The following is a 20,722-nucleotide window of genomic DNA, read 5'->3' on the forward strand; positions in this document are numbered from 1 at the left end:
CCGCCGCGCTTGCGATCGCCACGACCGAACAGTGCCTCCGGAGGCCCCTCGACCAGCCGGTATCGTGGGTCGCGTCATGGTCTACCTGGATCACGCGGCTACCACGCCGATGCACCCCGCCGCCGTCGAGGCGATGACGGCGGTGCTCGGCACGGTCGGCAACGCCTCCTCGCTACACACCAGCGGCCGGACGGCGAGGCGGCGCATCGAGGAATCCCGCGAGCTGATCGCCGACCGGCTGGGCGCCCGGCCATCCGAGGTCATCTTCACCGCGGGCGGGACCGAAAGCGACAACCTGGCGGTCAAGGGCATCTATTGGGCCCGCCGCGACGCCGAACCAAGCCGTCGGCGCATCATCACCAGCGAGGTGGAACACCACGCCGTGCTGGATTCCGTGAACTGGCTCGTCGAACACGAAGGCGCCGAGGTGACCTGGCTGCCGACCGCCGCCGACGGATCGGTGTCGGTGACGGCGCTGCGTGACGCGCTGCGCAGCCACGACGACGTCGCGCTGGTATCGGTGATGTGGGCCAACAACGAGGTCGGCACCGTCATGCCGGCCGCCGAGCTCGCCACCGTCGCGGCCGAATTCGGGGTTCCGATGCACAGCGACGCCGTTCAGGCGGTGGGACAGCTGCCGGTGGCCTTCGCCGCCAGCGGGCTTTCGGCGATGAGCGTGGCCGCGCACAAATTCGGCGGCCCTCCCGGCGTGGGGGCGTTGCTGCTGCGCCGCGACGTGGCGTGTGCGCCGCTGGCCCATGGCGGCGGACAGGAGCGCGACATTCGCTCCGGCACCGCCGATGTCGCCGGGGCGGTCGGCATGGCGACCGCGGCCCGCATCGCGGTGGACGGCCTCGAGACCAACGGCGCGCGGCTGCGGGCGTTGCGTGATCGCCTGATCGACGGGGTGCTGACCGGCATCGACGACGTCGGCCTCAACGGTGCCCGCGACCCGTCCCCCGCAACCGGGAGGTACCCCCAGCGGTTGCCGGGCAACGCGCACTTCACCTTCCGCGGTTGTGAAGGTGACTCGCTGTTGATGCTGTTGGACGCCAACGGAATCGAGTGTTCGACCGGATCTGCGTGCACCGCCGGTGTCGCGCAGCCGTCGCATGTGTTGCTCGCGATGGGGGCCGACCCGGCGAGCGCCCGCGGTTCCCTACGAATGTCTTTGGGGCACACCAGCGTTGATGCTGACGTCGATGCGGTGTTGCAGGTGCTGCCCGCGGCGGTGGACCGCGCCCGCCGTGCCGCCCTGGCCGCCGCGGGAGCTCCCTAAGTGAGGGTCCTTGCCGCGATGAGTGGTGGCGTCGACTCGTCGGTCGCCGCTGCCCGCATGGTCGACGCCGGGCATGACGTGGTCGGCGTGCACCTGGCGCTGTCGACCGCGCCCGGCACGTTGCGCACCGGCTCGCGGGGGTGCTGTTCCAAAGAGGACGCCTCGGACGCGAGTCGCGTCGCTGATGTTCTCGGAATCCCTTTCTACGTATGGGATTTCGCCGAGAGGTTCCAGGCGGACGTGATCGACGACTTCGTGTCGTCCTACGCGCGCGGCGAAACGCCCAACCCCTGCGTGCGGTGCAACCAGCGAATCAAATTCTCGGCGCTGTCGGCGAAAGCCCTTGCGCTGGGCTTCGACACGGTGGCCACCGGCCACTACGCCAGGCTTTCCGGCGGGCGGCTGCGCCGCGCGGTCGATGGCGACAAGGACCAGTCCTACGTGCTGGCCGTGCTGACCGCCGACCAGCTCCGCCACGCCACGTTTCCGATCGGCGACACCCCGAAGGCGCAGATCCGCGCCGAAGCCGCCCGGCGCGGCCTCGCGGTCGCCGAAAAGCCGGACAGCCACGACATCTGCTTCATCCCGTCCGGGAACACCCGGGCATTCCTGGGCGAGCGCATCGCGGTCCGCCGTGGCACCGTCGTCGGCGCCGACGGCGCGGTCCTCGCGGAGCACGACGGAGTGCACGGCTTCACCATCGGCCAGCGCAAAGGCCTGGGCATCGCGGGGCCGGGGCCCGACGGCCGCCCACGCTATGTGACGGCCATCGACGCCGACACCGCGACCGTGCGGGTGGGGGAGGCGGCCGACCTCGACGTGCGCGAGTTGCGGGGGCGCGAGCCGGTCTTCACCGCTGGCCGACCGCCGTCCGGTCCCGTCGAGTGCGTGGTGCAGGTGCGGGCTCACGGTGAAACTGTCGGTGCCGTAGCGGAATTGGTGCACGACGAGCTGGTCGTGCGGTTGCGCGCCGCGCTGCGCGGCGTCGCGTGTGGTCAGACGCTGGTGCTCTACCGTCCCGACCCGGACGGTGACGAAGTGCTTGGCAGCGCCACCATCGCCGCCACCGCGGGCTAGTTCGGCACGTTCGCGGCGATGTTCGTCATCACGATGTCGGACACCGATTGCGCAAAGCCGCAGAACGTGACCTCCAGAATGGCCACCGAACGCTGCCGATAGTCGCGGCCGCAGCCACCGGGCCGCAGGTGCAGCGAACCGGCGTCGGCCTTCCAGTCGCCGACGTATTGCTGGCCGGACGAGCCGTTCGCGCAGTCCCCGACCGTGGTCACCAACGCACCGAACGCGCGCCGTGCGGTGTCGACGTCCCGGTAGGCCGCCGCCCCTTCTGAGATCAGCGCGCCGTCGGGCGGGTCCTGGAAGGTCGTCTTGTGGAACTCTTCGACCTCGGGCCCGAACGTCGCCGTCTCGGCGTAGATGAATCGGCATTCGCGCGGCGTGGTGTCGGCGAGTGCGTCGATGTCAACCAGGCTGGTGCCGTCCATCGAGGGGATGATCGTGAGGTGCTCGCCGGCGCCGGTGATCGCGCGCATCCGCGACTGGTCCAGCAGGACCGTGTCGACGTTGACCCCCTGCACGGCGCCGCGCGGGGCACCGTATCCGGCCACCGCCGCGCCGTCCACCACCCGGGTGCACGCGGCAGCCAGCACCACCGCCCCGCACCACAGCAGCGGCCGTGCCAATCTCGCCATCCTCGACACGTTTCGCACCCTTCTGGCGTCGAACCTACCCGTGCGGACGCGCGGCAGACACCCCTGGTCACGGGCGTCCGCGGTGACGTCGAATACGGTTGGGCGGGTGAGTGTTTTCGCGAGCGGCAGCGGCATCGGGTCGTGGCCCGGGATCAAGCCCCGGGAGGCCGCCGAGGTCGTCGTCGGTGAGCTGGCCGGCGGGCTGCCCCACATCGTCGAGCTGCCCGCCCGCGGAGTGGGCGCCGACATGCTCGGCCGGGCCGGCGCGCTGCTGATCGATGTGGCCATCGACATCGTGCCGCGCGGCTATCGAGTTGCCTCCCGGCCCGGCGCCGTCACCCGCCGCGCCGTCAGCCTCCTCGACGAGGACATGGACGCGCTGGAAGAGGCCTGGGAGGTGGCCGGCCTGGGTGGCGGCGACCGCGTGCTCAAGGTGCAGGCTCCCGGGCCGATCACGCTGGCCGCCGAGCTCGAGCTGGCCAACGGCCACCGGGCGATCACCGACCCCGGCGCCGTGCGCGATCTGGCGGCGTCGTTGGCCGAAGGTGTCGCCGGCCACCGCGCGGCGCTGGCCCGCCGCCTTGAAACGCCGGTGGTGGTGCAGTTCGACGAGCCGTCGCTGCCCAGGGCATTGGGTGGGCGGCTGGGCGGTGTGACGGCGTTGAGCCCGGTGGCGCCGCTCGACGAAGCGGTGGCCGTGGCCCTGCTCGACACCTGTGTCGCCACCGTCGGAGGCGAGGTGCTGTTGCACAGTTGCGCCCCGGAGCTGCCGTGGAAGATGTTGCAGGACAGCAGCTTTGATGCGGTCTCGGTGGACACCAACACGTTGGTCGCGGCGGATCTCGACGGTATCGCCGGGTTCGTCGAATCGGGCCGCACGGTCATGCTGGGAGTAATCGCCGCCAGCGCACCGCCGCGGCGGCCGTCGGCCGAAGAGGTGGCCACCGCGCTGGTCGCGGTGACGGATCGGCTCGGCTTCGCTCGCTCGGCGCTGCGCGACCGCATCGGCGTGACCCCGGCGTGTGGCCTGGCCGGTGCGACGCCCGAGTGGGCCCGCCTGGCGATCGGGCTGGCCCGCAAGGCGGCCGAGGCTTTCGCCGAGGACCCCGACGCCATCTGAAAGGCAACCAACAAGTTGCGCTTTTGGTGCTGGCGTGCTGGACTCATAGGCAACCAGGAGGTTGCGTATGAGGATCGAGAAGAGCGTGCTGCTGCGCGCACCGTTGGAGCGGGTATGGCGGGCCATCAGCGACGCCGACGAATTCGGCCGCTGGTTCGGCGTCCGCTTCGACGGGCCGTTCGTCGCCGGGACATCGGTCGTCGCGGTGATCAGCCCGACCACGGTCGACGACGAGGTCGCCAAGCGGCAGGAGCCGCACGCCGGGGTGAAAAGCACGTGGCACATCGTCGCGGTCGAGCCGCAACGGCGGTTCGCCTATCGCTGGCACCCCTTCGCCGTCGACCCGGACGTCGATTACGGGCGAGAGCCGACGACGCTGGTCGAGTTCACCTTGGCGGAGGCGCCCGATGGCGTGCTGCTCACCATCACCGAATCCGGATTCGAGGACATTCCCGAAGCGCGCCGCCCGTCCTCGTTCGACGCCAACACCGAGGGGTGGGCTATCCAGGCGGGCCTGGTGCGCAGGTATGTGGAAGAAGTCCGCGAATGAGCGGGCGCGCCGCCGTGGGCGCGCCGCTCTTCGACGCCCTCGGTGATCCGAACCGGCTGCGCATCATCGTGCGGCTGTGCGATCTGGGCCCGAGCTCGACATCGCAGCTCACCGGCGCCATTCCGGTCACCCGGCAGGCCGCCAGCAAGCACCTGCAGCTGCTGGAGTCGGCGGGTTTGGTGACCAGCAGCAAGCGGGGTCGCGAGCGCGTCTGGACGGTGCGGACGGCCCCCCTGGCCCAGGCCAGTGACTACCTCACCGCGTTGTCGCGCCGGTGGGATGCGGCGGTGGACCGGCTGCGGGCATACGTCGAGGACTGAGTCGGGAGTGTCGGAGTTCTCGGATAGCCTGCGAGGGTGAGCTCACCAGAAGCTGATTCGGTGGCGCCCGAGGTCCGGCGGCAGTGGCAGGAACTCGCCGATGAAGTCCGCGAACACCAGTTCCGCTACTACATCAAGGACGCGCCGATCGTCTCCGACGCCGAATTCGACAAGATGTTCAACGACCTTGTCGCGCTGGAGGACCGTTACCCGGAGCTGCGGGTTCCGGATTCGCCGACGCAGCTGGTCGGCGGGGCCGGTTTTGCCACCGACTTCACCGAGGCCGAGCACCTCGAGCGAATGTTGAGCCTCGACGACGTGTTCGACCGCGACGAGCTGGTCGCGTGGAGCAACCGCGTCGAGAACGAGATCGGACGTGAGCCGCACTACTTGTGCGAACTCAAGATCGACGGGGTGGCGTTGTCGTTGGTGTACCGCCACGGCCGGCTGGAACGGGCCGCCACGCGCGGCGACGGCCGGGTCGGCGAGGACGTGACGCTCAATGCGCGCACCATCGACGACGTGCCCGAGCGGCTCACTGCCGGTGGGGATTTGCCGATTCCCGCCGTCCTCGAGGTGCGTGGCGAGGTCTTCTTCATGCTCGCCGATTTCGAGGCGCTCAACGCGAGCCTGGTCGAGGACGGCAAGGCGCCCTTCGCCAATCCGCGTAACAGCGCGGCCGGCTCGCTGCGCCAGAAGAACCCGGCGGTCACAGCCCGGCGCAAGCTGCGAATGATCTGTCACGGCATCGGCCGCACCGACGGGTTCGCGCCCAAGACGTTGCACGAGGCGTACACCGCGCTGAAAGCCTGGGGCCTGCCGGTGGCCGAAGAGACCGCGCGCGTGCGTGGCCTTGCCGCCGTGGAGGAGCGGATCGGGTACTGGGGTGAGCATCGCTATGACATCGACCACGAAATCGATGGCGTGGTGGTCAAAGTCGATGATTTTGCGCTGCAGCGCCGGCTGGGAACGACGTCGCGGGCGCCGCGCTGGGCGGTCGCGTATAAGTATCCGCCCCAGGAAGCGCAGACCAAGCTGCTCGACATCCGGGTGAACGTCGGACGCACCGGCCGCGTCACGCCATTCGCGTTCATGACGCCGGTGAAGGTGGCCGGATCGACCGTGGGGCTGGCCACGCTGCACAACGCCGCCGAGGTAAAGCGCAAGGGAGTGCTGATCGGCGACACGGTGATGATCCGCAAAGCGGGGGATGTGATCCCGGAGGTGCTCGGCCCCGTCGTCGACCTCCGGGATGGGTCCGAGCGCGAATTCGTCATGCCCACAACGTGTCCCGAATGTGGAACGACGCTGGCCCCCGCCAAGGAGGGCGACGCCGACATCCGGTGCCCCAATGCGCGGTCCTGCCCGGCGCAGCTGCGAGAGCGCGTCTTCCACGTCGCCGGCCGCGGAGCGCTCGACATCGAGGGGCTGGGCTATGAGGCGGCCATCGCGCTGCTGAAGGCCGGGGCGATCGCCGACGAGGGCGACCTGTTCACCCTCACCGAGGAAGACCTGTTGCGCACCGAGCTTTTCCGGACCAAGGCCGGCGCGTTGTCCGCCAACGGCAGGCGGTTGCTCGACAACTTGGACAAGGCGAAAACGGTGGCGCTGTGGCGGGTCCTGGTGGCGCTGTCGATCCGGCATGTCGGTCCGACCGCGGCGCGGGCACTGGCCACCGAATTCGGCAGCCTGGACGCGATCATGTCGGCCTCGACTGAGCAATTGGCGGCGGTCGAGGGTGTCGGACCGACGATCGCCGCCGCGCTCACCGAGTGGTTCACCGTCGACTGGCACCGCGCGATCGTCGACAAGTGGCGCGACGCGGGGGTGCGGATGGCCGACGAGCGCGACGCCAGCGTGCCCCGCACCCTGGAAGGGCTGACGATTGTCGTCACCGGTTCGCTGGCCGGCTTTTCGCGCGATGACGCCAAGGAGGCGATCATCGCGCGCGGGGGAAAGGCCGCCGGTTCGGTCTCAAAGAAGACCGACTTCGTCGTCGCCGGGGACGCACCGGGATCCAAGTACGACAAGGCGATCGAGCTGGGTGTGCCGGTCCTCGACGAGGACGGCTTCCGGAAGCTGTTGGCCGAGGGTCCGCCGGTAACACCGGGGGACTAGGCCGTTGAGGCGGTCGCTAGGGCGATTCCGGTCATAAAGTGGCCCGCATCGCCGTAGCGGTCCTATCGTGGGCGCTATGACGCAGACGGTCGAGGAGTGCACGCAGGCATCGCCGTGGTCACCCCGCGAGGCCGAGATATTGGCGGTGACCCTGCGGCTATTGCAGGAACACGGCTACGACCAGCTGACCGTTGAGGCCGTGGCCGGTGCCGCCCACGCCAGCAAGGCCACCGTGTACCGGCGGTGGCCTTCGAAGGCCGAATTGGTCCTGGCCGCCTTCACCGAAGGCGTTCGCCAGGTCGCGCTTCCGCCGAACACCGGCACGTTGCGAGGCGATCTGTTGAGTCTGGGGGAGACCTGCGGTCAGCACGGCACCGAGCACGCCAGCACCATTCGCGCGGTGATGGTCGAGGTGTCGCGGCACCCGGCGCTCAACGACGCTTTGCAGGAGCAATTCCTCAAGCAGCGCAAGGCGCTGATTCAGCATGTGCTGCACCAGGCCGTCGACCGCGGTGAGATCAGCGAGGACGTGATCACCGACGAACTCTGGGACCTGTTGCCGGGGTACCTCATCTTCCGGTCCATCATCCCCGGCCGGCCGCCCACCCGCCGCACCGTGCAGGCGCTCGTCGACGGGTTCCTCATCCCGGGTCTGACCAGAACCACCGCGTAACGCCGGGTTAATCCGCCGAGACGGAATGTGTACGCTCGCGTCTCTTGTACAGTACGGTCCCGTACCGTACTGTCATACCTGTCGATCACGCCCGTCCCGCCGGTTGTAAGCCGTCGGTTCGGGGGTGATGGTGTCGCCCGATGATCGAAAGGTGAACGGGTGAAGGGGATTTCGTTGGTCGCCCTCGTCAGGCGCGGGTGGATGGTGATGGTTGCGGTGCTGGTCGTCGTGCTCGCGGGCTTCGCCATCTATCGCTTGCACGGAATCTTCGGCTCCCAGAGCAGCGCCTCGGCCGACAGCAATCTGGCCAACGAGATCGTCCCGTTCAACCCCAAGCAGGTGGTGCTCGAGGTCTTCGGCAGGCCTGGCGCAACCGCGACCATCAACTACCTTGATGTCAACGCCCAGCCGCAGCAAGTGAAGGACGCCCCGTTGCCGTGGTCGTTCACGATCACCACCACGGAGCCCGCGGTCATCGGCAATGTCGTCGCGCAGGGCAACGGGGACAGCCTCGGCTGCCGCATCACCGTCAACGGGGAAGTGAAAGACCAACGCACCGTTGACAAAGCCGACGCGTACACCTTCTGCCTCGACAAGTCTGGATGAATTCCCGATGAGCAACCACGAACAGCCGCAGGCCCGCATCCCGCGCACCATCCGTCGCCTCGCATTGCCCATCCTGCTGTTCTGGGTGGCGCTGGCCGCCATCACGAACATCGCGGTGCCGCAGTTGGAAGAGGTTGGCAAGACGCACAATGTGGCGCTGAACTCGCCCGACGCCCCGTCGCTCAAGGCCATCAAGCGCATCGGTGAAAAATTTCACGAGTTCGACACCGACAGCTCGGCCATGATCGTGCTGGAAGGCGACAAGCCGCTCGGCGCGGACGCGCACCGTTTCTACGACGAGATGGTCCGCCGGCTCGAGCAGGACAAAAAGCACGTCGAGCATGTCCAGGACTACTGGGGCGACACCTTGACCGCGGCGGGGTCGCAGAGCAGCGACGGCAAGGCCGCTTACGTTCAGGTGAACCTCGCCGGTAATCAGGGCTCGGCGCTGGCGAACGAGGGCGTCGGGGCGCTGCGGGACATCGTCGATCGCATGAAGCCGCCGCCCGGCGTCAAGACGTACGTGACCGGCGCGGCGCCCCTGATCTCCGACCAGTTCGACGTCGGCAGTAAGGGAACGGCCAAGGTCACGGCGATCACCATCGGCGTGATCGCCCTGATGCTGTTCTTCGTCTACCGTTCGGTGCTCACCACGCTGCTGGTGCTCGCCACGGTCCTGATCGAGATGTCGGCGGCGCGGGGACTGGTCGCGTTTCTCGGGAACGCGGGCGTCATCGGGCTGTCGACCTATGCGACGAATCTGTTGACGCTCTTGGTGATTGCCGCGGGCACCGACTACGCGATATTTTTCGTGGGCCGCTACCAGGAAGCGCGCGGAACCGGTGAAGACCGCGAAAAGGCTTTCTACACCATGTATCACGGCACGACCCATATCGTGCTGGGTTCCGGGCTGACCGTGGCCGGCGCGGTCGCCTGTCTGAGCTTCACCCGGCTTCCCTACTTCCAGAGTTTGGGTATTCCGGCCGCGCTTGGCATCCTGGTCGCACTCTGCGCCGCGCTCACCCTGGGGCCCGCGATCCTCACCCTGGGCGCCAGGGTGGGCATCTTCGACCCCAAGCGGGCGGTCAGAACCCGCGGCTGGCGACGGATCGGCACCGCCATCGTCCGTTGGCCCGGTGCCGTTCTCGCCGCGGCCTGCGCGCTGGCCCTGGTGGGGCTGATCGCCTTGCCCGGATACAAGACCAGTTATGACACTCGTCCCTACATGCCTGCCAGCGCACCGGCCAACGTCGGCTACACGGCCGCCGAGAAGCATTTCTCGCGGGCCCGGCTGGAGCCCGAATTGCTCATGGTCGAAACCGATCACGACATGCGTAACCCGGAGAGCATGCTCATCCTGGACAAGGTGGCCAAGGCGGTATTTCACGTCCCCGGCGTCGCGCAGGTGCAGACCATCACCCGTCCTCTGGGCACCCCGCTGGTGCACAGCTCGCTGGCGTTCGTGGTCAGCAATTCCAGCGCGGCGCAGCAGGAAAACCTGACCTATCAACGGGATCGGGCCGAGGATGCCCTCAAGCAGGCCAACGAACTGAACAAAACGATCAACATCCTCAGGCAGCAGTACGAATTGCAGCAGCAGCTCGCCAACACCACCCACGACGAGACCCAAAGCTTCCACGACACTCTCGGCACCATTCAGGATCTGCGCGACAAGATCGCCAACTTCGACGATTTCTTCCGGCCGATCCGGAGTTACTTCTACTGGGAACGGCATTGCTTCGACATTCCCGCGTGCTTCGCTTTCCGATCACTCTTCGACGCGCTCGACGGCATTGATCAACTCACGGAGAAGTTCGAAGGCCTCACGGCCTCGCTCGACAAGCTCGACGCGCTGCAGCCGAAACTGGTGGCGCTCATACCTCCCCAGATTGACAGCCAGCAGACCAATCGCGATCTGACGCTGGCCAATTACGCCACGCTGTCCGGCATTTACGCGCAGACCGCGGCCGCGATCGACAATGCGACGGCGTTGGGGCGGGCGTTCGACGCCGCCAAGAACGACGACACCTTCTACCTGCCGCCCGATGTTTTCAACAACCCCGACTTCAAGCGCGGGCTGAAGCTGTTCCTGTCGCCCGACGGCAAGGCCGCGCGCATGATCGTCACGCATGAAGGTGATCCCGCGACGCCCGAGGGTATTTCGCACATCGATCCGATGGCCAAGGCCGCGCGCGAGGCCCTGAAGGGCACGCCGATGGCGGGCGCGGGGGTCTATCTCGGTGGGACCGCCTCGACGTACAAGGACATCCAGGACGGCGCCAAGTACGACCTGATGATCGTGGCGTTCGCCGCGCTGAGTCTCATCTTGCTGATCATGATGATCATCACGCGCAGCCTGATTGCGGCGCTTGTCATCGTGGGCACCGTCGCGCTGTCGCTGGGTGCCTCGTTCGGGTTGTCGGTTCTGGTGTGGCAGTACCTGTTCGGCATCCAGTTGTATTGGGTCGTGCTCGCGCTTGCCGTGATCCTGCTGCTGGCGGTCGGATCCGACTACAACCTGCTGTTGATCTCGCGGTTCAAGGAAGAAATTCATGCCGGCCTGAACACCGGCATCATCCGCGCGATGGCGGGCTCCGGATCGGTGGTCACCTCGGCGGGCATCGTCTTCGCCGTCACCATGTGTGCGTTCGTGTTCAGCGGGTTTCAGGTTCTCGGTCAGATCGGCACAACGATCGGTCTCGGCCTGCTGTTCGACACGCTGATCGTGCGCTCATTCATGACGCCCTCCGTCGCGAAGATCCTCGGGCGGTGGTTCTGGTGGCCGCAGCGGGTGCGCCCGCGCCCGGCGAGCACGATGTTGCGGCCCTACGGTCCGCGGCCGGCGGTCCGACAGCTGCTGCTGTGGGACGACGACGACCATGCGGTGCTGGCGGGATCGAACTCGCACGTGCGCTGATTTAGCGCGGTCGCGACCGTCCCGGTGCCCACACCCTGTGGGTGCCGCCGGGTCGGTCAGTAGGATGCGTCCGACGACCGCTTGGTCTCCCTCGTGGCAGAGCGGGCGGGGCGATCGTGGTTGCCGACCAATCCGATGGGCAACCGTCACCCGGCTCAACTCTTCGCGAGGTTTTTCGATGCATGTCGCACTTTTCACCGATCTTCACCCCGACGGCCTCGGGGGGACGCAAGTTTCGGTGGCCACTCAGCGTCGTGCGCTCGAACAGTGTGGGCACCGGGTCACGGTCTTCACGGCGCCCATGCCCGGCGCGGTCGACCCCGACCCCTGCGTCGTCGAATTGAGGCCGGTGCCCGTCATCGACCCGATCATGCGCAAATTGGGCCGGCACGAGGACTATGTTCTGGTCTGGCCGTCCAAGGCGAATCGCGCGATCATCGACGAGGCGTTCGCCGACCGCGGGCCCATCGATATCGTGCACACCCAGGGTGACCTGGGTGTGGCGATAGCCGGCGTGGAAGCCGCTCGGCGGCACGGTATTCCGGTGGTCCAGACCAAACACACCCGCTACGACACGTATTTCGAGCAAGCCACCCCGGCTCCGCTGTTCCTGGCGATTCTGGTCAGCCAGGTGCAGAAGCGGTACCTCGCACAGGAATTCCACCTGACCCCCGAAAAGGAAAGCGTGGCTTCGCGACTGGCGTGGCGGTTCATGGTGGCGAACGCGCAAGCTGTGGATCATCAGATCACGCCGACCCGGCATTTCGCGCAGTCGCTGGCCAGGCGCGGGGTGACGCGTCCAATATCGGCCGTTTCCAACGGCTTTGACGACGACGTGGTCGACCGGGCCCGGACGGCCGTGGCCGCCGCCTCGTCGGACGACGAGCCGCTCCGCCTCGTCTGGTGTGGGCGCCTGTCCTCGGAGAAGCGGGCCCTCGAAGCTATCGAGGCCGTCGCCCAGGTCGACGACTGCACACTCGACATCTATGGGCAGGGACACCTCGAGGCGTCGATGCGGAAACTCATCCACTCGGCCGGACTCGCTCACCGCGTCCGCCTGCACGGTCGCGTCGACCGCGAAGCCTGCCTGGTCGCGATGGGGTCGAGCGACGCGCTGCTGTTCACCTCCTATGATTTCGACACCCAGGGGCTCGTCCTGCTCGAAGCGGTGGCCATGTCGTCGCCCGTCATCTACTGCGACCCCGCGCTGAGCGAAACCGTTCCCGAAGGCGGGGGCATCCTGGCGGCCGACCCGTCCCCGTCCGCACTGGCGGCGGCGATTCGTGCGCTCGCCTCGGACCGCGACCGGCTGCGGGAGATGTCCGGCATCGCCACCGAACACCGCGACAGCGGCCGCCAATCCGTGCAAACCGAGAAGATCATCGCCATCTACAACAGCCTGCTGGACCCGGTGCCCGCCTAGCCGGGGCTCAGCGCAGCATGGTGGCGACGATCCCGGCCAGATAGCCCAGGCGAGCCACTTCCGAGGGCCGGAATTCCGGGCCCGGGCGGCCCAGCACCACCGCCGTGTGCGGGTCGCCCAGCGGGGCGGCGACCATGGTGGTGTCCATGTCGCGCCACGACTGCGGCACCCACTCGCCGGCGCTGTCCAGCGTCGCGGCCCGTTCGATGGGCAGCCACGGGGCGGAATCCGCCCGCGTCTCCGGCGTACCCGGGCTGGAGGCCAGGCGCTGCAGCTCACCGCCCGCGCTGCGCAGCACGGTGCACCAGCTGACGCGCAGCACCCTGGGCGCCTCGTTGGCCAGCACCTGCAGCCGCGAGACCTTGTCGCCCGCCGCGGCGACGTGGTCGAGCAGTTCCAGCTCGCGATGCGCTTCCAACAACCCGGTGTGCGGGCGCACGCTGTCCACCCGGACGCCCGAAAGCGACTCCGCGGCGGTGATCAGCGTGTCCGGCATCGCCCCCAGCGGCAGCTCGATCACCAGGTCGTCGATCGCATAGCCCGAGCTGCGCTCGACCACGTCGAGCGACAAGATGTCGGCGCCCACCGAACCGAGCGCCACGGCCAGCGAGCCCAGGCTGCCCGGGCGGTCGACCAGCTCGATGCGCAACAGATACGACGGCACGGCCAACACTGTTACACAGCGATGCGGGGACTGCATTTCGCGCAGAGCCAACGGGCCTGAAGCCGGCCGCACGCTCGCGGCTAGGCTTTCCTGTCGTGTCTCAGATCTCCCGCGACGAGGTGGCGCACCTGGCCCGGCTGTCCCGGCTGGCGCTGACCGATGGCGAGCTCGACAGCTTCGCCGGACAGCTCGATGCCATCCTGACCCACGTCAGCCAGGTGCAGGCGGTCGACGTCACCGGCGTCGAAGCGACCGGTAACCCGCTCAAGGACGTCAACGTGACCCGTCCGGACGAGCCGACCCCGTGCCTGACCCAGCGGGAGGCGCTGGCCGAGGCGCCCGAGGCCGCCGACGGCCGCTTCGCCGTGCCGCAGATCCTGGGAGACAGCGAGTGAACGACGTCATCCGAGCCGACGCCGCGACCCTGGCCGCCCGGATCGCCGCCAAGGAACTCTCGTCGGTCGAGGTCACCCAGGCGTGCCTGGACCAGATCGCCGCGACCGACGACCGGTATCACGCATTTCTGCACGTGGCCGCCGACGAGGCGCTCGGCGCGGCAGCCGTCGTCGACGAGGCGGTGGCGGCGGGGGAGCGGCTGCCATCGCCGCTGGCCGGGGTGCCGCTGGCGCTCAAGGACGTCTTCACCACCGTCGACATGCCCACCACCTGCGGCTCCAAGATCCTCGAAGGCTGGCGTTCGCCCTACGACGCCACCGTCACCATGCGGTTACGTGCCGCGGGCATCCCGATCCTCGGCAAGACCAACATGGATGAATTCGCGATGGGCTCGTCGACGGAGAACTCCGCCTACGGGCCCACTCGTAACCCGTGGAACCTCGACCGGGTTCCTGGCGGGTCCGGCGGGGGCAGCGCGGCGGCGCTGGCCGCATTCCAGGCACCGCTGGCCATCGGATCCGACACCGGGGGCTCGATTCGGCAGCCGGCGGCGCTGACGGCGACGGTCGGTGTCAAACCGACCTACGGCACCGTGTCGCGCTACGGGCTGGTGGCGTGCGCGTCGTCGTTGGATCAGGGCGGCCCGTGCGCGCGCACGGTGTTGGACACCGCGCTGCTGCACCAGGTGATCGCCGGGCACGACCCCCGCGATTCCACGTCCGTCGACGCGGCGGTGCCCGATGTCGTCGGGGGAGCCAAGGCGGGCGCGGCCGGTGACCTCAAGGGCGTGCGCGTCGGGGTCGTGAAGCAGCTTCGCGGCGACGGCTACCAGCCGGGAGTGCTGGCCTCGTTCGAGGCGGCGGGCGGCCGGCTGACCGAACTGGGTGCCGAGGTGAGCGAAGTCGACTGCCCGCACTTCGAATACGCGCTGGCCGCCTACTACCTGATCTTGCCGTCGGAGGTGTCGAGCAACCTGGCCCGCTTCGACGCGATGCGCTACGGGCTGCGCGTCGGTGACGATGGGACGCACAGCGCCGAGGAAGTGATGGCGCTGACCCGGGCCGCCGGTTTCGGGCCGGAAGTCAAGCGACGCATCATGATCGGCACCTACGCGCTGTCGGCCGGTTACTACGACGCCTATTACAACCAGGCGCAAAAGGTACGCACCCTGATCGCCCGCGACCTCGACAAAGCGTACGAGTCCGTCGACGTGGTCGTGTCGCCCGCCACCCCGACTACCGCTTTCGCGCTGGGCGAGAAGGTCGACGATCCGCTCGCGATGTACCTGTTCGACCTGTGCACGCTGCCGCTGAACCTGGCCGGCCACTGCGGCATGTCGGTGCCGTCGGGCTTGTCGCCCGACGACGGGCTGCCCGTCGGGCTGCAGATCATGGCGCCGGCGCTGGCCGACGACCGGCTGTACCGGGTGGGCGCCGCCTACGAGGCCGCCCGCGGCCCGCTGCCATCCGCCATCTGACCTTTCGTCGCCGTGCGAGTGGCGGGCAGGGCAAGATGAGGGCATGCGGATCGGAGTTCTCACCGGAGGCGGCGACTGCCCGGGGCTGAATGCCGTCATTCGGGCGGTGGTGCGCACCTGCGATGCCCGGTACGGCTCGTCGGTCGTCGGCTTCCAGGACGGGTGGCGCGGGTTGCTGGAAAACCGGCGCATCCAACTGCAGAACGACGATCGCAATGACCGGCTGTTGGCCAAGGGCGGCACCATGCTGGGGACCGCCCGGGTGCATCCCGACAAATTGCGGGCCGGGCTCGACCAGATCAAGCAGACATTGGATGACAACGGCATCGACGTCCTCATCCCGATCGGCGGCGAAGGCACCTTGACGGCCGCGCATTGGCTGTCCGAGGAGAACGTTCCCGTCGTCGGGGTGCCGAAGACCATCGACAACGACATCGATTGCACCGACGTTACTTTCGGCCACGACACCGCGTTGACGGTGGCCACCGAGGCCATCGACCGCCTGCATAGCACCGCCGAATCCCATCAGCGGGTGATGCTGGTGGAGGTGATGGGCAGGCACGCCGGCTGGATCGCGCTGAACGCCGGGCTGGCTTCCGGTGCGCACATGACGCTGATTCCCGAACAGCCCTTCGACGTCGAAGAAGTGTGCCGGCTGGTCAAACGCCGCTTCCAGCGCGGGGATTCGCACTTCATCTGCGTTGTCGCCGAGGGCGCGAAACCCGTCCCGGGTTCGATCTCGTTGCGCGAAGGCGGGATTGACGAGTTCGGCCACGAGAAGTTCACCGGCGTCGCGGCCCAGCTGGGCGCCGAAGTGGAGAAGCGGATCAATAAGGATGTCCGGGTGACCGTGCTGGGCCATGTCCAGCGGGGCGGGACGCCCACGGCCTACGACCGGGTGTTGGCCACCAGGTTCGGCGTCAATGCCGCCGACGCCGCGCACGCGGGCGAATACGGCCAGATGGTGTCCCTGCGTGGGCAGGACATCGGCCGCGTGGCGCTGGCCGACGCCGTGCGCCAGCTCAAGCTGGTGCCCGAGAGTCGCTACGACGACGCCGCGGCCTTCTTCGGGTGATCTCGCCCAGATTGGACAAACGGCGGGTGGCTGCAAGCTGAATTTGCCCGGCGATTGACCAGCTTAGAACCGGTCGGCGCAAATTGGTGGTTTCCGGACTGGTCCTCAGCGGTTATACCGGGAGGGTGAGCAACCGCGGTTCGGTTCGCGGAGTCGTTCAACATCCCGCGGCGTCGGCGGGGCCACCGGGCCCGCCGGTTATTCCGCCGCAGCCACCTCGGCGCGTCGACACCGATCCGGCAGCCGCCACGGTGCCACAGCCCCATCGCTCGGATCCGTCCATTCGTCGTCCGCCGTTCAAGCCGCCGCCGCCCCCGCCGCCAGCTGCGCCCGCCCGGGCCGTGCGAGCCCCTGCGCCGCCGCCGGCGCGACTGCCGGGCGGGACAGCACTGGACGGCCTGGACCAGCAGGCGCGGGAGGGTTCCGCGAGGTTCAACTGGCGCGAGGTGGTCCATCGCGTGATCGGCATCGATCTGGGCCCCGGCAGAGACTCACAGTACGAAGAGGACCTACGCAACCGCATTCGCGCGGCGGTGGGCAGCGCATTTCCCATCGCCGTCCTCAACCTCAAAGGTGGCGTCGGCAAGACCACGGTGGTGGAGGCGCTGGGGTCCACGTTCGCCGACGTGCGACATGACCGGATCGTCGCCGTCGACATCGACGCCGGCGACCTGGCGGAGCGGCATGGCCGTCCGAACTCCCTGAACATGGCCGATCTGCTCGCCGACAAGGCGGTAACGAACTATACGGATGTCCGGGCACACACCTACATGAACAATTTCGGCCTCGAAGTGCTCGGCTTGCCGGACTATGCGCACACCGACTGGCGACTCGAGCGGCACGACGTGGTGAAGGCGTTCTCGCTGCTGCGGAATCACTATTCGGTCGAGCTGGTGGACTGCCCCAAGGCCCTCAATTCCGGTGTGATGGAAGCGGTCCTGCCCGAGGCGCGGGCGCTGGTCGTAGTGACCAGCACCTCCATCGATGCGATACGAAAGACGGCCACCACGCTGGATTGGTTGGGCAACAACGGTTATCAAGCGTTGGTGCGGTCGACGATACTGGCGATCAACCACGTCGAGCCGGCCAAGGTAGAGCTGCTGGCCGCCAAGGAACTCGAGCGACTGTCCGCACGGGTAGCCGCGACGGTGGTGCTGCCGTTCGATCGCCACATACACGAGGGCAAGCAGATCGAGCTGGATCGGCTGAGCAAGGAAAGCCGCCGCAGTTACCTCGAGATGGCGGCCGTGCTGGCCGACATGTTCCCCGGCAGGGGTGAGGAGCGCAACCGGTTCCCGGTGCCGCGCTCGCCACACTGGCCCTGAGTTCGCCCGGTGCCGCCGCGCTCGCGGTCACCCACCGCCGCGCTCGCGGTCACCACTACGCCTGATGGTGGTGACCCGCTTCGCCCGGCTCCGCCGCGCTCGCGGTCACCACTACGATCGACGGCATGAGTGTTGCTGCCAGCGCCGATCTCATGGACTACGACGACGTCATCGCGCGCTTCGACCCGGTACTCGGCCTCGAGGTGCACGTCGAGCTGTCGACGGTCACCAAAATGTTCTGCGGCTGCTCCACCGCCTTCGGCGCCGAACCCAACACCCAGGTATGCCCCGTGTGCCTCGGCCTGCCCGGATCGCTGCCGGTGCTCAACCGCACGGCGGTGGAATCGGCCATCCGGATCGGACTGGCGCTGAACTGCGAGATCGTGCCCTGGTGCCGCTTCGCCCGGAAGAACTACTTCTACCCGGACATGCCGAAGAACTACCAGATCTCCCAGTACGACGAGCCGATCGCCATCAATGGGTATCTCGAAGCGCCGTTGGACGACGGCACCACCTGGCGGGTCGAGATCGAGCGCGCGCACATGGAGGAAGACACCGGCAAGCTGACCCACCTGGGCAGTGAGACCGGCCGGATCCACGGCGCCACCACGTCGCTGCTCGACTACAACCGGGCCGGCGTGCCGCTGATCGAGATCGTGACGAAGCCCATCGTGGGTGCCGGCGCCCGGGCCCCGCAGATCGCCCGCGCCTACGTCACGGCCCTGCGAGACCTGTTGCGCGCCTTGGACGTATCCGATGTTCGGATGGACCAGGGTTCGATGCGTTGCGACTCCAACGTGTCGCTGATGCCGACCGGAACGACCGAGTTCGGCACGCGTACCGAGACCAAGAACGTCAACTCGCTGAAAAGCGTTGAGGTGGCGGTGCGTTACGAGATGCAACGGCAGGCCGCGGTCCTCGCATCCGGGGGTCGGATCATTCAGGAGACCAGGCACTTTCACGAGGCGGGGTACACCAGCCCGGGCCGTGCCAAGGAGACAGCCCAGGACTACCGCTATTTCCCCGAGCCCGACCTGGAACCGGTCGCGCCCAGCCGCGAGTTGGTCGAGCAGCTGCGTCAGACGATTCCCGAGCTACCGTGGTTGAGCCGCAAGAGGATTCAGCAGGAGTGGGGTGTTTCCGACGAGGTGATGCGCGATCTGGTCAACGCCGGCGCCGTGGAACTGGTCATGGAGACCGTCAAGCACGGCGCGGCCAGCGAGCAGGCGCGCGCGTGGTGGGGAAACTTCTTGGTGCAGAAGGCCAATGAAGCGAACATCGGCCTGGACGAACTGGCCATCACCCCGGCCCAGGTCGCCGCGGTGATCGCACTGGTCGATGAGGGCAAGTTGTCCAACAAGCTGGCCCGCCAGGTGGTGGAGGGGGTGTTGGCCGGCGAGGGCGAACCCCAACAGGTGATGACATCCCGCGGCCTCGAGCTGGTGCGCGACGATTCGGTGACCCAGGCCGCGGTCGACGAGGCGCTGGCCGCGAATCCCGATGTGGCGGAGAAGATCCGCGGTGGCAAGGTGGCCGCGGCGGGCGCGATCGTCGGCGCGGTGATGAAGGCCACCCGGGGCCAGGCCGACGCGGCACGGGTGCGCGAACTGGTGCTCGCCGCCTGCGGGCAGGGCTAGCCGGCCCACCAGGAGCAACTCGGCGGGACGCGCGAGACGTCAGCCGATCATTAGGCGAGTTCCGAATTTGATATCACCCGCGATGTCGAATTCGCGAATCATGTGGTGGTTCGTCCAGGGTACGGGTGTGGCGTGCTCTGGCAGGCCCCGATTAGGTCTTGTCGTCGTTGTTGCGCGGGAAGCCGCCGCCCTGCGGGAACAACGGGAACACCACGTCGTCGAGCTTCTCGGCATCCCCGGCGGTTTTGTTGACCGTTGCGCCCCAGACGTTTCCGTCGGGTGACATCCGCAGCGCCCACGCGTGGGCATGGGTGTCCTTGCGTACCACGTCGGGTTCCCCGGTGACCGCACCCGTCGCCGGCGCCAGCCGCACGGCCACCGTCAGTTTGGTGTTGATCAGGTTGACCAGCACGGTCCCGTCCATCGCCGCGCAGCCGGCCACGCCGGGTTTGTCCGGCCATGTCCACACCGTGGAGACCTCGGAAGCCTTGGTGATGCGCTGCAACCGGTCCGCCGTCGGCGTGCGGTCGGCGACGTACAACGAGCCGTCCACGGGGTCGATGCACAGGCCGCCGCCGGAGCCCACGCCCGACAGCGCCGTGGTGGGCGGCGCCTGGCCGATCGTGGTCGGCTGCTCGATGCGAAGGACCTTGCCCGCCAGCGATTTGGGGTCGGCGGCGGCCGCGGGGTTACCCGCGTCACCTGTCAGCACCACCAACGTGGTGGGGCTGGTGAAGATCAGCGCTCCGGTATTGCCGGTGGCCCCCTTGGGGATACCGGTGAGGATGTCCTTGGGGATGTCGCCGTCGGCCACCCGGATCACCCGATTGTCCGTGGGCGTGCTGATGTAGGCGTACATCAGCCGGTCTTGCGCATAGGTCGGTGACAGCACGATGTCCATCAAGCCGCCGTCGCCGGACGGGTCGACCGGGATGACCATCTTCACCTTCGGCTCGGCGCTGACCGAGATCTCCTTGACGGCGCCGGTGGTGCGCTCGGCCACCAGCGCGGTTTTGCTGTCGGGCCCCATGATCAGTCCGCTGGTGCTCTCCAGGCAGCCCTGCATCACGCCGGGAGCCGGGCACGCCTTGGGGAACGGCGTGGGCGGCAGCGGCGGCGGCGGGGGAGGCGTCGAGCTGGGTTGGGGCTTGAGTTCCGGGTTGGTGGTGAAAGGCTGCGACTGGGCGTCGTTGAACCGCGCGCAGCCGCTCGCGACGAGCGCCACCGCGCAGAGCGCGGCAAACCCGCACCGAACCGAGCGCCGTAGTCGCATGACCGACAGGCTACGGATAGTGCGCCCGCCGCCGCCACACGCATGGGCCTGCCCGCCCGGCGCCACACCAGCGGAACACTTCTGGCGCCGCCTACGGCCCGCCTTCGGGACCCGAAATGTGCCGTTTGGTACCCGCTGGAGCCGCGAGCGGGCTAATTTC

The 20,722-nt window shown here is 68.1% G+C and carries 18 protein-coding genes; 15 read left to right on the top strand and 3 right to left on the bottom strand.

Annotated elements, in window-relative coordinates; translation table 11 throughout:
• The first annotated feature begins 76 nt into the window (after window positions 1–76).
• Both A5697_RS24925 and mnmA read left to right on the top strand, forming a co-directional pair.
• The gene (locus A5697_RS24925) at window positions 77–1,279 is read left to right on the top strand and encodes a cysteine desulfurase family protein (RefSeq protein ID WP_068012388.1); all 1,203 of its coding nucleotides are present in this window, start codon (window positions 77–79) and stop codon (window positions 1,277–1,279) included.
• Window positions 1,280–2,356 carry a tRNA 2-thiouridine(34) synthase MnmA gene (gene mnmA / locus A5697_RS24930; RefSeq protein ID WP_067948393.1) on the top strand — a complete coding sequence of 359 codons (1,077 nt, stop codon included), beginning with the start codon at window positions 1,280–1,282 and terminating at the stop codon, window positions 2,354–2,356.
• Here the strand turns inward: mnmA and A5697_RS24935 are convergent.
• Window positions 2,353–2,988, bottom strand: a complete 636-nt coding sequence (locus A5697_RS24935) for a sensor domain-containing protein (protein ID WP_067948390.1) — start codon at window positions 2,986–2,988, stop codon at window positions 2,353–2,355. The two genes, mnmA and A5697_RS24935, sit on opposite strands and share 4 nt — an antisense overlap.
• A 106-nt stretch (window positions 2,989–3,094) precedes the next feature.
• Here A5697_RS24935 and A5697_RS24940 point away from each other — a divergent pair, with 106 nt between their 5' ends.
• From A5697_RS24940 to A5697_RS24975, 8 genes are all read left to right on the top strand, one after another.
• The gene (locus A5697_RS24940) at window positions 3,095–4,108 is read left to right on the top strand and encodes a methionine synthase (RefSeq protein WP_068012389.1); all 1,014 of its coding nucleotides are present in this window, start codon (window positions 3,095–3,097) and stop codon (window positions 4,106–4,108) included.
• Between the two features lie 67 nt (window positions 4,109–4,175).
• Window positions 4,176–4,658: an SRPBCC family protein gene (locus A5697_RS24945; RefSeq protein ID WP_068012391.1), complete on the top strand. Its 483-nt coding sequence runs from the start codon at window positions 4,176–4,178 to the stop codon at window positions 4,656–4,658.
• On the top strand, window positions 4,655–4,978 hold the full coding sequence (locus tag A5697_RS24950) for a helix-turn-helix transcriptional regulator (protein WP_067948384.1): 324 nt from the start codon (window positions 4,655–4,657) through the stop codon (window positions 4,976–4,978). The genes A5697_RS24945 and A5697_RS24950 overlap by 4 nt, the downstream gene beginning before the upstream one ends.
• A gap of 36 nt (window positions 4,979–5,014) precedes the next feature.
• The gene (gene ligA, locus A5697_RS24955) at window positions 5,015–7,096 is read left to right on the top strand and encodes an NAD-dependent DNA ligase LigA (protein ID WP_067948382.1); all 2,082 of its coding nucleotides are present in this window, start codon (window positions 5,015–5,017) and stop codon (window positions 7,094–7,096) included.
• A 76-nt stretch (window positions 7,097–7,172) separates the two neighbouring features.
• Window positions 7,173–7,769: a TetR/AcrR family transcriptional regulator gene (locus tag A5697_RS24960; RefSeq protein ID WP_067948380.1), complete on the top strand. Its 597-nt coding sequence runs from the start codon at window positions 7,173–7,175 to the stop codon at window positions 7,767–7,769.
• A 159-nt stretch (window positions 7,770–7,928) separates the two neighbouring features.
• The gene (locus A5697_RS24965) at window positions 7,929–8,375 is read left to right on the top strand and encodes an MmpS family transport accessory protein (RefSeq protein ID WP_197501106.1); all 447 of its coding nucleotides are present in this window, start codon (window positions 7,929–7,931) and stop codon (window positions 8,373–8,375) included.
• A gap of 7 nt (window positions 8,376–8,382) precedes the next feature.
• Window positions 8,383–11,292: an RND family transporter gene (locus A5697_RS24970; RefSeq protein WP_068012392.1), complete on the top strand. Its 2,910-nt coding sequence runs from the start codon at window positions 8,383–8,385 to the stop codon at window positions 11,290–11,292.
• A gap of 178 nt (window positions 11,293–11,470) precedes the next feature.
• Window positions 11,471–12,715, top strand: coding sequence for a glycosyltransferase (locus tag A5697_RS24975; RefSeq protein WP_068012394.1), 1,245 nt, complete (start codon window positions 11,471–11,473; stop codon window positions 12,713–12,715).
• A gap of 7 nt (window positions 12,716–12,722) precedes the next feature.
• On the opposite strand, the gene A5697_RS24980 is transcribed toward A5697_RS24975, so the two are convergent.
• On the bottom strand, window positions 12,723–13,379 hold the full coding sequence (locus tag A5697_RS24980; RefSeq protein WP_156673434.1) for an amino acid-binding protein: 657 nt from the start codon (window positions 13,377–13,379) through the stop codon (window positions 12,723–12,725).
• A 95-nt stretch (window positions 13,380–13,474) separates the two neighbouring features.
• Here A5697_RS24980 and gatC point away from each other — a divergent pair, with 95 nt between their 5' ends.
• From gatC to gatB, 5 genes are all read left to right on the top strand, one after another.
• Window positions 13,475–13,774 carry an Asp-tRNA(Asn)/Glu-tRNA(Gln) amidotransferase subunit GatC gene (gene gatC, locus A5697_RS24985; RefSeq protein ID WP_068012395.1) on the top strand — a complete coding sequence of 100 codons (300 nt, stop codon included), beginning with the start codon at window positions 13,475–13,477 and terminating at the stop codon, window positions 13,772–13,774.
• Window positions 13,771–15,252, top strand: coding sequence for an Asp-tRNA(Asn)/Glu-tRNA(Gln) amidotransferase subunit GatA (gene gatA / locus A5697_RS24990; protein WP_068012397.1), 1,482 nt, complete (start codon window positions 13,771–13,773; stop codon window positions 15,250–15,252). Before gatC ends, gatA begins: the two co-directional genes overlap by 4 nt.
• A 43-nt stretch (window positions 15,253–15,295) precedes the next feature.
• Window positions 15,296–16,327: an ATP-dependent 6-phosphofructokinase gene (locus A5697_RS24995; RefSeq protein ID WP_067948368.1), complete on the top strand. Its 1,032-nt coding sequence runs from the start codon at window positions 15,296–15,298 to the stop codon at window positions 16,325–16,327.
• A gap of 341 nt (window positions 16,328–16,668) precedes the next feature.
• Window positions 16,669–17,652 (top strand): MinD/ParA family protein, encoded by a 984-nt coding sequence (locus A5697_RS25000; protein WP_231972177.1) that lies wholly within the window; start codon window positions 16,669–16,671, stop codon window positions 17,650–17,652.
• A gap of 125 nt (window positions 17,653–17,777) precedes the next feature.
• On the top strand, window positions 17,778–19,289 hold the full coding sequence (gatB, locus tag A5697_RS25005) for an Asp-tRNA(Asn)/Glu-tRNA(Gln) amidotransferase subunit GatB (protein ID WP_067948366.1): 1,512 nt from the start codon (window positions 17,778–17,780) through the stop codon (window positions 19,287–19,289).
• Window positions 19,290–19,440: 151 nt separating this feature from the next.
• On the opposite strand, the gene A5697_RS25010 is transcribed toward gatB, so the two are convergent.
• Window positions 19,441–20,562, bottom strand: coding sequence for a sorbosone dehydrogenase family protein (locus A5697_RS25010; RefSeq protein WP_067948364.1), 1,122 nt, complete (start codon window positions 20,560–20,562; stop codon window positions 19,441–19,443).
• Between the last annotated feature and the right edge of the window lie 160 nt (window positions 20,563–20,722).

It is taken from the genome of Mycobacterium sp. E3251 (assembly GCF_001666835.1).
In the GTDB taxonomy this organism is placed as follows: Bacteria; Actinomycetota; Actinomycetes; order Mycobacteriales; family Mycobacteriaceae; genus Mycobacterium.